The organism is Amycolatopsis sp. NPDC102522 (assembly GCF_055584485.1).
Genome location: NZ_JBVJLY010000010.1, coordinates 78,815 through 92,962 on the forward strand (window position 1 = coordinate 78,815; position 14,148 = coordinate 92,962).

14 protein-coding genes are annotated in these 14,148 nt (G+C 68.5%); 8 read left to right on the top strand and 6 right to left on the bottom strand.

Annotated features, from left to right (window positions below):
• Positions 1 to 67 precede the first annotated feature (67 nt).
• Entirely contained in the window at positions 68 to 856 is a 789-nt protein-coding gene (locus ACZ6YV_RS23605) for an ion transporter (protein ID WP_465511668.1), read from the top strand.
• A 4-nt stretch (positions 857 to 860) separates the two neighbouring features.
• On the opposite strand, the gene hrpB is transcribed toward ACZ6YV_RS23605, so the two are convergent.
• Both hrpB and ACZ6YV_RS23615 read right to left on the bottom strand, forming a co-directional pair.
• A complete protein-coding gene (gene hrpB, locus ACZ6YV_RS23610) occupies positions 861 to 3,251 on the bottom strand; it encodes an ATP-dependent helicase HrpB (RefSeq protein ID WP_465511669.1) in 2,391 nt (796 codons plus the stop codon).
• Entirely contained in the window at positions 3,248 to 4,075 is an 828-nt protein-coding gene (locus tag ACZ6YV_RS23615) for a glutamate ABC transporter substrate-binding protein (RefSeq protein ID WP_465511670.1), read from the bottom strand. Before ACZ6YV_RS23615 ends, hrpB begins: the two co-directional genes overlap by 4 nt.
• A 91-nt stretch (positions 4,076 to 4,166) precedes the next feature.
• Between ACZ6YV_RS23615 and ACZ6YV_RS23620 the strand changes: the two genes are divergently transcribed.
• Both ACZ6YV_RS23620 and ACZ6YV_RS23625 read left to right on the top strand, forming a co-directional pair.
• The gene (locus tag ACZ6YV_RS23620) at positions 4,167 to 4,655 is read left to right on the top strand and encodes a MauE/DoxX family redox-associated membrane protein (protein ID WP_465511851.1); all 489 of its coding nucleotides are present in this window, start codon (positions 4,167 to 4,169) and stop codon (positions 4,653 to 4,655) included.
• Positions 4,656 to 4,657: 2 nt separating this feature from the next.
• Positions 4,658 to 5,452, top strand: a complete 795-nt coding sequence (locus ACZ6YV_RS23625; RefSeq protein ID WP_465511671.1) for a DsbA family protein — start codon at positions 4,658 to 4,660, stop codon at positions 5,450 to 5,452.
• 322 nt (positions 5,453 to 5,774) lie between these two features.
• Here the strand turns inward: ACZ6YV_RS23625 and ACZ6YV_RS23630 are convergent, their stop codons facing one another.
• The gene (locus ACZ6YV_RS23630; protein ID WP_465511672.1) at positions 5,775 to 6,659 is read right to left on the bottom strand and encodes a LysR family transcriptional regulator; all 885 of its coding nucleotides are present in this window, start codon (positions 6,657 to 6,659) and stop codon (positions 5,775 to 5,777) included.
• Between the two features lie 131 nt (positions 6,660 to 6,790).
• On the opposite strand from ACZ6YV_RS23630, the gene ACZ6YV_RS23635 reads away from it, so the two are divergent.
• Positions 6,791 to 8,620: a glycoside hydrolase family 3 protein gene (locus tag ACZ6YV_RS23635; RefSeq protein WP_465511673.1), complete on the top strand. Its 1,830-nt coding sequence runs from the start codon at positions 6,791 to 6,793 to the stop codon at positions 8,618 to 8,620.
• Between the two features lie 3 nt (positions 8,621 to 8,623).
• Positions 8,624 to 9,445 carry a ThuA domain-containing protein gene (locus ACZ6YV_RS23640; RefSeq protein ID WP_465511674.1) on the top strand — a complete coding sequence of 274 codons (822 nt, stop codon included), beginning with the start codon at positions 8,624 to 8,626 and terminating at the stop codon, positions 9,443 to 9,445.
• Here ACZ6YV_RS23640 and ACZ6YV_RS23645 read toward each other — a convergent pair.
• From ACZ6YV_RS23645 to ACZ6YV_RS23655, 3 genes are all read right to left on the bottom strand, one after another.
• On the bottom strand, positions 9,396 to 9,671 hold the full coding sequence (locus ACZ6YV_RS23645; protein WP_465511675.1) for an anthrone oxygenase family protein: 276 nt from the start codon (positions 9,669 to 9,671) through the stop codon (positions 9,396 to 9,398). The two genes, ACZ6YV_RS23640 and ACZ6YV_RS23645, sit on opposite strands and share 50 nt — an antisense overlap.
• Positions 9,672 to 9,810: 139 nt before the next feature.
• Positions 9,811 to 10,509 carry an RraA family protein gene (locus ACZ6YV_RS23650; protein WP_465511676.1) on the bottom strand — a complete coding sequence of 233 codons (699 nt, stop codon included), beginning with the start codon at positions 10,507 to 10,509 and terminating at the stop codon, positions 9,811 to 9,813.
• A gap of 9 nt (positions 10,510 to 10,518) precedes the next feature.
• The gene (locus ACZ6YV_RS23655; protein WP_465511677.1) at positions 10,519 to 11,472 is read right to left on the bottom strand and encodes a hypothetical protein; all 954 of its coding nucleotides are present in this window, start codon (positions 11,470 to 11,472) and stop codon (positions 10,519 to 10,521) included.
• Between the two features lie 181 nt (positions 11,473 to 11,653).
• On the opposite strand from ACZ6YV_RS23655, the gene ACZ6YV_RS23660 reads away from it, so the two are divergent.
• Genes ACZ6YV_RS23660 through ACZ6YV_RS23670 form a run of 3 tightly spaced genes read left to right on the top strand, consistent with a single transcriptional unit; the run spans position 11,654 to position 14,141 of the window.
• Positions 11,654 to 12,847 (top strand): lipid-transfer protein, encoded by a 1,194-nt coding sequence (locus ACZ6YV_RS23660; protein WP_465511678.1) that lies wholly within the window; start codon positions 11,654 to 11,656, stop codon positions 12,845 to 12,847.
• A gap of 20 nt (positions 12,848 to 12,867) precedes the next feature.
• Positions 12,868 to 13,299, top strand: a complete 432-nt coding sequence (locus ACZ6YV_RS23665) for a type II toxin-antitoxin system Rv0910 family toxin (protein ID WP_465511679.1) — start codon at positions 12,868 to 12,870, stop codon at positions 13,297 to 13,299.
• Positions 13,296 to 14,141 carry a MaoC/PaaZ C-terminal domain-containing protein gene (locus ACZ6YV_RS23670; protein WP_465511680.1) on the top strand — a complete coding sequence of 282 codons (846 nt, stop codon included), beginning with the start codon at positions 13,296 to 13,298 and terminating at the stop codon, positions 14,139 to 14,141. Before ACZ6YV_RS23665 ends, ACZ6YV_RS23670 begins: the two co-directional genes overlap by 4 nt.
• Positions 14,142 to 14,148: the final 7 nt, after the last annotated feature.

The window sequence follows — 14,148 nt, forward strand, 5'->3', positions numbered from 1 at the left end:
CGGCCCACCCTTACTTTCGGCAGGTGCCGCTCGGCACGAGTCACCGCGGAAAGGCAGAATCGGCGCCATGACCACCCGCGAACAACGGCGCGTGAATCCGCTCGACCTGGTGATGCTCGTCCTCGCCGTGTTCTCCGTCGGGCTGCTCGTCTACGTGACGTTCTTCCCGCATTCGGACGAGACGGCGCATACCGTCTTCATCATCGACACGACGGTGTGCGGGATCTTCGCGCTGGAATTCCTGTGGCGGTGGCGGCGCAACGGCTGGGAGAAGTGGTTCCCGCTGCGCAACTGGTACGAAATCCTCGGCATGATCCCCATCGCGCATCCGGCGCTGCGCGGGTTCCGGCTGCTGCGGGTCCTGGTCGTGCTCATCCGGCTCGCGCGCACGGCGGACCGCGCGTTCGGGGAACGGTTCACGCAGCGGCTGGTCGAACGGCTTTCGCGGCCGATCGTGCTGGCGATCAAGAAGCCGATCACGATCGCGGTGCTCGACGAGGTCGTCAAGGTGCTGGAAACCGGGAACTACCCGCAGAACCTCGCGCGCTCACTCGGCGACAACCAGTCGCTGTTGCGCGGGATCATCGCCGAGAAACTCAAGAACGACCCGCAGGCGGGACGGCTTTCGAAGCTGCCGTTCCACGACGAGGTGGTGCGCTCGGTGATCGACACCGCGATGCGGGTGATCCTCGAGGTGCTGACGGACCCGCGGATCGACGAGTTCTTCGCGCACGTGGTGCGGGAGAACCGAGAGCAGATCCGGAGCGCGGTGCAACTGGGGCTGAACGAGCGGGAGGACGACGAGGAGCTGGCGTCGAAACTGCCGACCCGGCCTCAGCACCAGCTGATGGACTGAGCGGTCACGACCCGCCGCGCCGCGCGGTCCGTCGCGTGGGCGCGGCGCTCAGCGGGTCTTCGGGCCAGGGGTGCTTCGGGTAGCGTCCGCGGAGATCGGCGCGCACGGCCGCGTAACCGTTGCGCCAGAACGACTCCAGATCGGCGGTGACAGCGGCGGGCCGTCCGGCGGGCGAGAGCAGGTGCAGTACGACGGGCACGCCCGCCAGCTCCGGCGTCGTGAGCCACCCGAAGGTCTCCTGCAGTTTCACGGCCAGCACCGGCTGCTCACCCGAGTAGTCGACGCGGATCCGTGAACCCGTCGGTACCTCCAGCCGGTCCGGCGCCAGTTCGTCCAGCCGCGAAGCTTCGGGCCAGGGCATCAGCCCGCGCAGCGCGGCACCCGCGTCCAGTGAGGCCAGGTCCGACCGGCGGCGGGCGGTGCCGAGGTCGAGCCATGAGTCCAAAGTGGACAGCAAGGCGGCATCGGAGACGGCGGGCCACGGCGAGCCCAGCACCCGATGCAGGAAGGACAGCCGATCGCGCAGTCGCCGCCCGTCTTCCGACCACCGCAGCAGGCCGAGCCCTTCGGCGCGCAAGCCGTCCAGCAGCGCGGCGCGGATCGCGTCCGGCGCGGGCGAGCGCAACGGCTTCTCCGACAGCACGATCGCCCCGAGCCGCCGCACCGAACGCGCCACGACATCACCCGAAGACCAGTGCACCTCGTCCTTCGAGGACACCAGATTCGGGGCCGCGCGGACGGCGAGGTCCTCGTCCGCGGGCGCGGCCAGCCGGATGATGCCCTGCGCGCGGCCGGGATCCCGGGTCGCTTCGGCCACCGCCAGCCATTCGACGTCGGCCAGCCCGCTGCCGCGCGGCAGTTCCGCCGCCGTCCCACCGGCCATCAGGTACACCGGCGTCCCCGTGGACCGCCGTCGCGCGAGCCGCTCGGGATGCGCCAGCGCCACGACCAGCGCCGGATCGGCCGCGCCGCCGCCGTCGGGCACCAGCTTGGAAAGCCTGCGCACGTCGGACTTCCAGCGCTCGTCGCCCCGCACCCGCCGCAGTTCGGCTTCGAGGTCGGTCAGCGAGCCGCCGCTGTCCAGCAGCGCGACGACCTCGGCCGCCGAACGCGCGTTGGTCCGCGCCGCGCCGTCCAGCAACGCGCGCGCCAGCCGAGGATGCAGGCCCAGACCGGCCATTTTCCGGCCGCGCTCGGTCACTGTCCCGTCTTCGTTTGTCGCCCCGAGCGTGGTCAGCAACGCGCGACCGGCGGCCAGCGCGCCTTCACCCGGCGGATCCCACCAGGCGAGGCCGGAACCGTCCGGAGTGGACCAGCACGCGAGTTCGAGCGCGAAACGCGCCAGCTCCGCCGTCCTGATCTCGGGCTCGGGGTACGCGGGAAGCGAACCCTGCTCGTGTGCCGCCCAGCACCGGTAGACGCGTCCCGGCGCCTCGCGTCCGGCGCGGCCGGCGCGCTGGTCCGCGACCGCGGCCGAAACCCGGACCGTCGCCAGCCCCGGCAGGCCGCGCCGATGATCGACCCTGGGCACCCGGGACAGCCCGCAGTCCACCACCGCGCGGACGCCCGGCACGGTCAGGCTGGACTCGGCGACCGACGTCGAGAGCACCACCCGGCGGCGGGCACGCGGGCGCAGTGCGTCGTCCTGGGCCACCGCCGAAAGCCGCCCGTGCAGCGGCAGCACGTCGGCGTCCAGGCCGTTGAGCAGCCCGCTCACCCTGGCGATCTCTCCCGCGCCAGGAAGGAAAGCGAGCACGTCGCCGTCCCCTTCGGACAGTGCTTTGTGGATCGCGCGGACCACGGTCGCCTCGATCCGCTCGCCGCGCGTGGGCGGGGAGTACGCGACGTCGACAGGGTAAGTCCGTGCCTGCGCGGTGATCACCGGCGCGTCCCCGAGCAGGGCCGCCAGCCGCCCGGCGGCCACGGTGGCGGACGTCGCGAGCAGGCGCAGATCGTCCCGCAGCCCGGCGCGAACGTCCAGCAGCAACGCGAGCAGCAGGTCCGCGTCGAGGTGGCGTTCGTGGCATTCGTCGAGCAGGACGGTCGAAACCCCGGCCAGTTCGGGATCGCCCTGCACCCGCCGGACTAGGAGCCCCGAAGTGACCACTTCGATGCGCGTCGAAGAAGACACCTTCCGGTCGCCTCGGACCGAGTAGCCGACCGTCTCACCGACCCGTTCGCCGAGCAGGGACGCCATCCGCGCCGCCGCGGCGCGCGCGGCCAGCCGCCTCGGTTCGGCGACGATCACCCGGCCTTCGCCGTTGTCCAGCGCGAGCGGCACCAGGGTGGTCTTACCGGTGCCAGGGGGCGCGACGAGCACCGCGGTGCCATGGGCGTCGAGAGCGGCTTCGAGTTCGGGCAGGACGGCGCGAACCGGCAGATCGGGAAGGGTCACTGCTCGGTGACCTGCGGCGGAGGCGGGATCCGGTAGCCGGACGGGCCGATGTTGCGGTTCAGCGATTCGAGCCACTCCCCCGACGAGATCATCTTCTGGATGGCCCTGGCCACCGCCGCCCGCCCCTCGATGTCGTCCTTGCGGATGCCGACGCCGTATTTCTCCTTCGAGAACGGCTTGCCGACCACCCTCAGCAACTCCGGGTTCTGCGCCACGTAACCGGCCAGGATGACGTCGTCGGTGGTCACCGCGTCCACCTGTCCGGCGAGCAGCGCCGTGACGCAGTCCTGGTAGCGCGGGTACTCGACGAGCTGGACGGCCTGGGCGAACTTGTCCCGCACCTGCTCGGCCGAGGTGGTGCCGCCCACGGCGCACAGCTTGCGGCCGTTCAGGTTCTCGGGACCGGTGATGTCTGTCGACCGGAGGCGGACGAGCAGGTCCTGGCCGGTGTCGAAGTAAGGGCCGGCGAAGGCGACCATCTGCTTGCGTTTCTCGGTGATCGAGTAGGTCGCCACCATCAGATCCGTGATCCCGGAGGTGATGTCCGTCTCGCGCGACGACGGCTTGCTGTCGTGCCAGGTGATGTGATCCTCGTCCACGCCCAATTCACCGGCGATGTACTTCGCCACGTCGACGTCGAAGCCGACGTACCGGCCGTCGACCGTCCGATGGGAGAGGCCCGGCTGGTCGAAGCGGATCCCGATGGTGAGCTCGTTGAACGCGACGGCGCGCGCGACGAGGGAATCCGACGGACCGGCTTCTTTGCCGCAGGCCGTCGCTGTGACCAGCATCAAACACGCCACCAGCAGGGCGCGTCCCCTCATCGGGTGCCTCCGTCCGCCGCCTCACGTTGTTCTCAGGGTTGACGGCTAGCCTAAGCCCGTGCGTAGACCGCCCCAAGTCGTACTCGACGCCGTGGGCACACTCGCCCGGCTCGGACTGGCCGCCGTGTGGTTGATTTCCGGAGCGCTGAAGATCAGCGATCCGGGACAGACTTACATCGCGGTGCAGGCTTTCGCTGTCCTGCCGGACGGGTTCGTGCGCCCGGTCGCGATCGGGATGCCGCTCGTCGAACTGGCGCTCGGCCTGTTCCTGCTCGCCGGGTTCGTGACCCGGTGGGCGTCGGTGCTGTCGGTGCTGCTGCTCGCGGTGCTCATCGCCGCCATCGCCCAATCGTGGGCGCGCGGGCTGAGCATCGACTGCGGCTGCTTCGGCGGTGGCGGTCAGATCGCCGCGGATCAGACGCAGTATCCGCAGGAGATCGCCAGGGACTTCGGGTTCGCGCTGCTCGGGGTCTGGCTGATCGTGCGGCCGCGGACCTGGCTGTCGGTGGACGGCTGGCTCGGGAACTCCGGGGGCCCCGCCGACGACGACTATGTGGGTATCGCTGAAGGGAACGAATAATCGTGGGTGGAGCTGAGCGCAACGCTCGGAAACGCAAGCAGGAGCAGACGGCGGCGCGCTCGGTGGCGCAGGCCAGGGGCGTCGCGGGCGGAGACAAGAAGAAGGTCGTCGCGATCACCGTCGCGGTGGTCGTGCTCGCCGCGCTGGTGATCGGTGGCGTGCTCTGGACGACGTCCAGCAAGAACTCCACCGAGGGCAAGGACATCGCGCCACAGGCGGGCACCTGGGCGCCCGGTGTCGTCGAGAAGCGCGACGGAGCCGTCGTGACCGCGGGCAAACCCGAGGCCACGAAGACCGTCGACGTCTACGCCGACTTCCTGTGCCCGATCTGCAAGCAGTTCGAAGAGACGTTCAAGGACAAGCTCCACGAGCAGGTGAACAACGGGACGCTGACGATCCGGTACCACATGCTGCCGATGCTCAACCAGCGTTCCGACCCGCCGGGGTACTCGCTGGACTCGGCCAACGCCTCGCTCGCCGCGGCCGACGCGGGCAAGTTCCTCGCCTTCCACGACGCGCTGTTCAAGGACCAGCCGCAGGAGGGCGCGCGCGGATTCGACAAGGCGCAGCTGATCAAGCTCGGCCAGGACGTCGGCATCACCGGCCCGGCCTTCGCGACGGCGATCAACACCGGCGTCTACGAGCAGCAGATCCAGGACGCGTACAAGAAGATCTCCACGGATCCGTCGCTGCAGCAGGACTTCGGGCAGGGCCCCGGTTTCGGCACGCCGACCGTGGCCGTGAACGGGCAGGTCGTGAAGCTGGAGCAGGACTGGGTGGAGAAGGCCCTCGGGTAGCTCTCCTTTTTCGGGACTCGCGTGAAGGCCCCCTTCCCTCGGTTCAGCCGAGGGAAGGGGGCCTTCACGCAGCTCGGGGCTGGTTTTGGGCGGCAGGCGATAGCAAAGGTCCCTTGCTCCTCCCGCAGGTGGGCGCCGCATTCAGAGGACGAAATGCGGACCTGCGGGCCTCGGGTGCCTGCTTGCTCGCGGGTACGGCGGTGATGTCCCCAATGTGGCGTTGGGGGCGTCCAGCGTCCCCAACGCCACATTCGGGACGTTGAACGCGAGTAAGTGCCCGGCCCCGGTGAAGTGCGCATTTAGAGGACGAAATGCGGGGGAGTCAGGGAAGCGAAGCGGAGGCGACGGACGCGAAGGCCTGTACGCGGGCTGTCTCGGCGGAGCACGGCCAGACGAGGCCCCACGCGACGTCGGGTGAGCCGGTGAAGGGCACGAAGCGGATTCGCGGGTGGCTGAAGTACTCCTGGGCGTGCGCGGCGAGCGGGCAGATGCCGGAGTCTGCCGCGATCGCGGCGAGCAGTTCCTGGAACGTCGCGAACGGGGTGCCTCGGGTCACGGGATGCCCGGCCGGCGTCAGCCATTGGCGCGGTTCCTCGACCCAGTACGGCTCCGGCGGATGCGCCGCGCGGAGGACGGTGTCGCGGGCGAGGTCGTCGAGGGTCACCGACTTCCGTCGCGCGAAAGGGTGTTTCGACGACACCGCGAGCACCATCGGTTCGGTGTGGACGGCCGGTCCGGTGACGAGGTCGGGTTCGCCGACCGGGAGCAGGGTCACCAGCACGTCGATCTCACCCGAGCGCAGCATCGACGCCGGATCGGCGAAATCGGCCTCGCGGATGAGCAGTTCCGTGTCCGGGTAGCGCTGCCGGAAGCGGTCGAGCAGGCCCTCGGTCAGATCGGCGACGCCGGGTGCCTCGAAGCCCAGCCGCAGCACGCCGCCGATCCCGCGTCCCGCCGTGATCGCGCGGTCGATGCCTTCGTGCAGCGCGCGGTAGGCGGGGCCGAGGTCGTCCCGCAGCCGGTTGCCGATCGGCGTGAGCTGGACCCGCCTGCTGGTGCGGGCGAACAGCGGTGCGCCGATCCGCCGCTCCACCTGTTTGATCGACTGGCTCACCCGTGCCTGCGAGACGTGCAGCCGTTCCGCGGTGCGGCCGAAATGCAGTTCGTCGGCCAGCACCAAGAAGATCTCTATGTCCCGCAGTTCCATAATCTCCAGGTTATCGATTCGGGCCGGTGTCGGTCATCGGGAACCGTCTTTTTTGCAGGTCTAGACCATAGAACCTCCGTCATGCGTTAATTCAAGCCTTGAACTTACGCCTGGTGTCGAGGAGGACCCGGATGCGGAGATTCACACTGGGGATACTGACCGCCGCGCTCGTGCTGGGGTCGCACACCCCGGCACTGGCCGGAAACGGCCCCGCTTACCGGGACGCCTGGCGGCCGGTGAAGGTCCGCGTGGCCGATCTGCTGTCGCGCATGACCCTCGACGAGAAGATCGGCCAGATGACGCAGGCCGAACGCCTCGGCATCAAGGCGCCCGGCGACGTCACCAAGGGAATGCTCGGCTCCCTGCTCTCCGGCGGCAGTTCCCAGCCGACCCCGAACAACGCGGCCATCTGGGCCGACATGTACGACGGCTTCCAGAAGGAAGCGCTCGCCACCCGGCTCGGCATTCCGCTGATCTACGGCGTCGACGCCGTCCACGGGCACAACGGGCTCTACGGCGCCACCGTCTTCCCGCACAACATCGGCCTCGGCGCGACGCGCGATCCCGCGCTGGTCGAGAAGATCGGCCGCGCGACAGCCGAAGAGGTGTCGGGCACCGGGATCGACTGGAACTTCGCGCCGTGCCTGTGCGTCGCCCGCAACGACCGGTGGGGCCGGACGTACGAATCCTTCGGCGAGGTACCGGAAATCGCGTCCTCGATGACGACGGCCATCGACGGCATGCAGGGCCGTTCGCTGTCCGCGCCGGGCTCGGTCCTCGCGACCGCGAAGCACTACATCGGCGACGGCGGCACGACCGGCGGCGACGATCAGGGCGAGACCGACATCAGCGAAGCCGAACTCCGTGCGGTGCACCTGCCGCCGTTCCGCGAGGCCGTCCGCCGTGGCGTCGGTTCGGTGATGATCTCCTACAGCAGCTGGAACGGCCTCAAGATGCACGCCGGTTCCTACCTGATCAACGACGTGCTCAAGGGCGAGCTCAAGTTCTCCGGGATCGTGATCTCGGACTACAACGGCATCGACCAGATCGACCGGCAGCCGGGCTTCACCCCGGCCGAGGTCACCGCGTCGATCAACGCCGGCATCGACATGGTGATGGTGCCCTTCGAGTATCAGAAGTTCATGGACACGCTGAAGGCCGAGGTCCTCGCCGGGCGGGTCACGCCGTCGCGGATCGACGACGCGAACCGGCGCATCCTGACGAAGAAGTTCGAACTGGGCCTGTTCGAACGGCCGCTGACCGACCGCCGGTTCCTCAAGACCGTCGGCAGCGACGAACACCGCGCCCTCGCGCGGCAGGCCGTCCGCGAATCGCAGGTGCTGCTGAAGAACGAGAACCGGGTGCTGCCACTGGACAAGTCGCGCAACCGGATCTTCGTCGCGGGCAAGAGCGCCGACGACATCGGCAACCAGAGCGGCGGCTGGACGGTCGGCTGGCAGGGCAAGAGCGGCCCGGTCACCGAGGGAACGACCATCCTGCAAGGGATCCGGCACACCGCGAAACCGTCGTCCACGGTCGCTTTCGACAAGGACGCGCACGGGATCGACAAGTCCTACGACGTCGCTGTCGCGGTGGTGGGGGAGACGCCGTACGCCGAAGGCCGCGGTGACAAGCCCGAGGGAATGGGGCTCGACGCCGAAGATCTGGCGACCTTGAAGCGGCTTCAGGACAGCGGAGTCCCGACCGTGGTCGTGCTCGTTTCCGGGCGGCCGCTGGACATCGCCCAGCAGCTACCGGCATGGGACGGGCTGATCGCGTCGTGGCTGCCCGGCTCGGAGGGCCAAGGCGTCGCGGACGTGCTCTTCGGCGATCACAACCCCACCGGCAAGTTGCCGGTGACGTGGATGCGCAGCGCTGACCAGCAGCCGATCAACGTCGGTGATGGAAAGTCCGGGCTGTTCCCGTTCGGGTTCGGCCTTCGCTATCGGCACGGGTGGTGAGGTATGAGGAAATTCGCGGTCCGGCTCGCTCTGCTGTTCGTTTCGTGTCTCGCGCTGGCATTGGCGCCTGTCGCGGCACAAGCGGCACCCGCGTTCAAAGTGCTGGCCTTCTACAACGGCACGTACGACGCGGCGCACATCAGTTTCGTCAAGGAAGCCAACCAGTGGTTCCCGAAAACCGCGTCGCAGAACAACTTCAGCTACACCGCGACCAACAACTGGAATCAGCTGAATTCGCTGCAGCCCTCGCAGTACCAGGTCGTGCTGTTCCTCGACGACCTGCCGCAGACCTCGGCGCAGCGTTCGGGCTTCGAGCGCTACATGAACGCGGGCGGCGCGTTCTTCGGTTTCCACGTGGCGGCCTTCAACACCAATCCGTCCGCCTGGGACTGGTACCACAACAGATTCCTCGGCACGGGCGGCTTCAAGTCCAACACCTGGGGCCCGACGACGGCGACGCTGAAGGTGGAGAACAAGCCCCATCCCTCGACCACGCGGCTGCCCGCGACGTTCACCTCTTCGGTGAGCGAGTGGTACGCCTGGAACAACGACCTGCGCAAGAACCCGGACATCAAGATCCTCGCGTCGGTGGACCCGGTGAGCTTCCCGCTGGGGACCGACCCGAACCAGTCCTGGTACAGCGGGTACTACCCGATTCTCTGGACCAACAACAAGTACAAGATGCTGTACGCCAACTTCGGGCACAACAAGATGAACTACGAGACGAACCAGCCGCTTTCGTCGACCTTCGCCAGTGAGGTGCAGAACCGGTTCGTCATCGACGGGCTGCTGTGGCTCGGCGGAAAGCAACTCGCACGAGGATGAGCAGGGCCAGCCGGGCCAGATTCGCGCGATGCCATTTCTTGGCGAGCTCTTCGCGCCGGATCTGGTCCGGCTGTTCTTTCGGCAACGTCAGGTTGACCGACCGGACGAGGTGGACCGTGATGCCGGTGGCGGCGGCCGTGCCCACGGCGGCGGTGACGATCGCCCGGCGGTCGCCGTCGTCACGCCAGCCGCCCGCCAGCGCGACCGCCGTCGAGGCGATCGTCACCGGCGCCACCGGGATGAAGTAGCGAGCAGGGCTGCCCGGCGCGAGGAGCCCGGGGGACCGGTCGCCGAGATACCAAAGGTCCCTTGCTCTCTTTCCGCAGGTCAGGGGCCACGGCGATAGCAAAGGTCCCCTGCTCCCCCTACTCCTCGATGGCGCCGCCGACCGCCCGCAGGTGCTCCCGGAACGTCAGCGAAGGCGACTTCGCGCGCTCCGCGAGGAAGTCGGCGAAGCGGACCTGCGCGCGAAGTGACTCTCCGGAGCGGATCCGCTCAGCCTGGAGGCGTTCTGTGTCGCGGATGGCCTCGGCGCGATTCAGGACCTCGTCCGCCCGGTCGGCCGCGACGAACAGGACGCCGTCGTCGTCACCGAACACGAGGTCGTCCCGCGTCACCGTCCACTCCCCGACGACGGCCGAGTCGAGCGCGCCGTCCGGGCGGGCGGAGACCGAGAGCGGGCCGGTCGGGATCGAGCCGAGACTGAACACCGGCAGCCCGATCTTCTTGATGTCGGCGGTGTCGCGATGCAGCCCCCAGATGACGACGCCGCCCAGGCCCGCCGATTGCGCTTCGAGCGCAGCGAGGTCGCCGACGCAGCTTTCGTCGAGCCTGCCGCGGTTGTCGACGACCAGGATGTCCCCGGGCGCGGCGGTTTCGTACGCCTCCAGGAAGACGTCGACGCTGCCGACGTGCCGGGCGGGGGAGACCCGCCCGGCCACCCGCCCGCCGGGCACGACCGCGTGCGTCCCGGCGGGCGCGCAGCGGACCGGGACGCCGGCGCGGACGCAGCCGTCGGTCAGATGCGCGGTGGTCAGCAGCGCGAACCGCTCGTCGAGATCCATGCCCCGACTTTAGCCACGGCGCCACACCACCGGGATACCGTCGTAGCCGCCGCCCTCCAGCGTTCCGGCGATCTCGCCGTTGTCGCCAACGACGGTGCCGTACGCGCCGACAGGGGCGGGGAGCGTCGTCACCGGGCCGCCCGGGGACCACGCTGTGGGGGTCCTCGGCGAAATCCATCCCGTGACCAGCCCGGACCCGTTGAGCGCCATCGTGGACATGTTGTCCGGGACCTCTTCGGAGGTGTCGAACGCCGTCCAGAGCCGGTCGCCCAGCTGGGTCGAGGCCAGCACCTTCCCGTTCCGGATCGCGATCCCGCGTGATTCGCGGAGACCCTCCGGGAGCACGAGTTGCCGCAGCACTCCGTCCTTCCAGAGCCAGGTGCCACCGAACTGCTCGTTCAGCAAGATGGTGCCGTCCTGGTCGATGTCGACGGGGGTGAGCAGCGGCGGGACGTCCAGCAGCACCGGGTGCGCGTGGTCGCCGGACGGCCAGAAAGCGGCGGTGGAGCCGTAGCGGATGTCGTTGAACACCGTGCCGACGACGTCGCCGCGGTCGTTCGTGCCGAGAGCTTGCGAGTTGTAGTAGCCCGCCACCTTCCCCAGGAACTGGAATCCGCCGTTCTCGAAGGCGAAGGCGTGCTTGCCCGGGTAGCGGCTCCCGTCCGGGTAGTAGACGGCGTTGCCGAGGACCGAACCGGACGCGTTCTCGTCCACCGCTTCGACCGAGAGGTAGCCCGCCGGGATGCCGTGGTCCGCGAAGGTCCCGCCATCCCAGGTGATCAGCTTCCCGTCGGCTGTCCCCGCGTAGCCCCCGGCACCGTTCGTGGCGGCCACCCGTGCGATGCCGCTGCCGCCGGGCGGGAGCGGCAGGTAACTCATCGTCCAATCGCTCGCCGACGCCGTCCCCGCTGACAGCAGTCCGGCGGCGACGGTCGCGGCCAGGACCAAGCTCGTCCGTTTCATCGAAACCCCCTGTTAGTGGTGTTCGCCCTGTTTAACGGGGGTGCGGCCGCCTCGTCTGCGTCACCTGACACTCAGCGTGCGATGGATAACATCCGTTCAGGAATGTATGTAAGGGGTTGATAAATACAGTCCTGTCTGTATCTTCAGTTTCAGCAGCGACCCGGCAACGACAAGGAGCGTCGTGGTGGCCAACAAGGTGTACGTCGTCGGCGTGGGCATGACGAAGTTCGAGAAGCCCGGACGCCGCGAGGACTGGGACTACCCGCAGATGGCCAAGGAATCCGGGACCAAGGCGCTCTCCGACGCCGGGATCTCCTTCGACGAGGTGAAGCAGGCTTACGTCGGCTACGTCTACGGCGAGTCGACCTCGGGACAGCGCGCGGTCTACGAGCTGGGCATGACCGGGATCCCGGTGGTCAACGTCAACAACAACTGCTCGACCGGGTCGACCGCGCTGTACCTGGCCGCGGAGGCGATCCGGGGTGGCCGCGCGGACTGCGCGCTCGCGCTCGGGTTCGAGAAGATGCAGCCGGGTTCGCTCGGCTCGACCTACGACGACCGCGAGCAGCCGATGGGCAGGCATCTCCAGGCGCTCGCGGAGATCTCCGAGGTGCTCTTCCCGCCGGCGCCGTGGATGTTCGGCGCGGCCGGCCGCGAGCACATGAAGACCTACGGCACCACCGCCGAGCACTTCGCCAAGATCGGCGAGAAGAACCATCGGCACTCGGTGAACAACCCGTACGCGCAGTTCCAGGAAAGCTATTCGCTGCAGGACATCCTCGACTCGCGGATGATCTACGACCCGCTCACGAAGCTCCAGTGCTCCCCGACTTCGGACGGTTCGGGCGCGGCGATCCTCGCCAGCGAGTCCTTTGTGGACTCGCACGGCCTCGCCGGGCAAGCCGTCGAGATCGTCGGACAGGCGATGACCACCGACTTCGCCAGCACCTTCGACGGGACCGCGAAGAACATCATCGGCCACGACATGAACGTCCAGGCCTCGCGCCAGGTGTACGACCAGGCGGGGCTGGGGCCGGAGGAGTTCCAGGTCATCGAGCTGCACGACTGCTTCTCCGCCAACGAGCTCCTGCTCTACGAAGCGCTGGGACTCTGCGCCGAGGGCGAAGCGGGGAAGCTCGTCGACTCCGGGGCGACCACCTACGGCGGCCAGTGGGTCGTCAACCCGTCCGGCGGGCTGATCTCCAAGGGGCACCCGCTCGGCGCCACCGGCCTCGCGCAGTGCGCCGAGCTGACCTGGCAGCTGCGCGGGACCGCCGACAAACGCCAGGTCGACGGCGTCGAAGCCGCGCTGCAGCACAACATCGGACTCGGCGGCGCCGCCGTCGTCACCGCCTACCAGCGCGCCGAGCGCTGATCTCACCGAAAGGAACAACCATGGGCAAGATCAGTGCCTCCGTCGAACTCCCCGCGGTGCCCGACAAGGTCTGGGCGGAGTTCTCCAACCCCAACAACTTCGAGAAGTGGCTGACCATCCACACCAAGTGGAAGGGCGAGGTCCCGGCCGAGTTCTCCAAGGGGGCGCAGGCCACCGAGGTCGTCACGATGCTCGGGATGCCGAACACGATCACCTGGACCGTCGACGAGTTCGAGGCGCCCTCGAAGCTGGCGATCTCCGGGACCGGGATGGCCGGGGTGAAGGTCAAGTTCGAGCTGTCGGTGGAGGCGTCCGGCGACGGCTCGCTGGCCAGCATCAACGCGGAGTTCGCCGGCCAGATGATCGTCGGCGCGCTCGGCAAGGCCGTCGAGAAGGACGGCAAGAAGAACCTCGACGCCTCGCTGGAGAACTTCAAGGCGCTGGTCGCGTGACCGACGAGCGGTTCGATCCCGGCGGGCTCGGCAAGTGGACCGACGAGTCCCGGTTCGAGGTGACCCGCGAGCGGCTGATCGAGTACGCGAAGGCCACCAACGACCCGATCCCGGCGCATCTCGCCGGGGATGTCGCGAGCCCGGTGTTCGCGATCGTGCCGGTGTTCGAGTCGCTGATGGAACCCGCGCTGGAGGTCGTGCCGGTCGGGTTGTTCGGCCGGATCGTGCACGGGGAGCAGGAATTCCGTTTCCACCGCCCGATCCGGCCCGGCGACAAGCTCGTGTCGCGGGCGCGGATGACCGGCTACGAAGGCCTGTCGAACGGCACGCGCGGCACCATCCACCTCGAATGCCGGACCGAGGACGGCGACCTGGTCAACGAGCAGTACGTGACGTTGTTCGTGCGCGGGTTCGACACCGATGAGACGCGGGGTGAACTCGGGCCGGAGCACAAGTTCGACGACTCACTGCGTTCACAGGCGCCGGTGGCGAAGGTGAACCAGCACGTCGACGACGACCAGACGTACCGCTACGCGCCCGCCGCCGGCGATCCGATGCCGATCCATCTCGACGAAGAGGTCGCGAAGGATTCGGGACTGCCGGGGATCATCGCGCACGGCCTGTGCACCATGGCGTTCACGTCGTGGGCCCTGCTGACCGAGGTCGCCGGATCCGAGGTGGACAGGCTGAAGCGGTTCGCCGTCCGGTTCGCCAAACCGGTCCTGCCCGGGCAAGACCTGACAACGCACGTCTGGCGCGCGGACGCCGGGAGCTACGCGTTCGAAACCACCGTCGGCGAAACCGTCGTGCTCAAGGACGGTCTCGCGGAATTCGCGGAGTAGGAGCAAA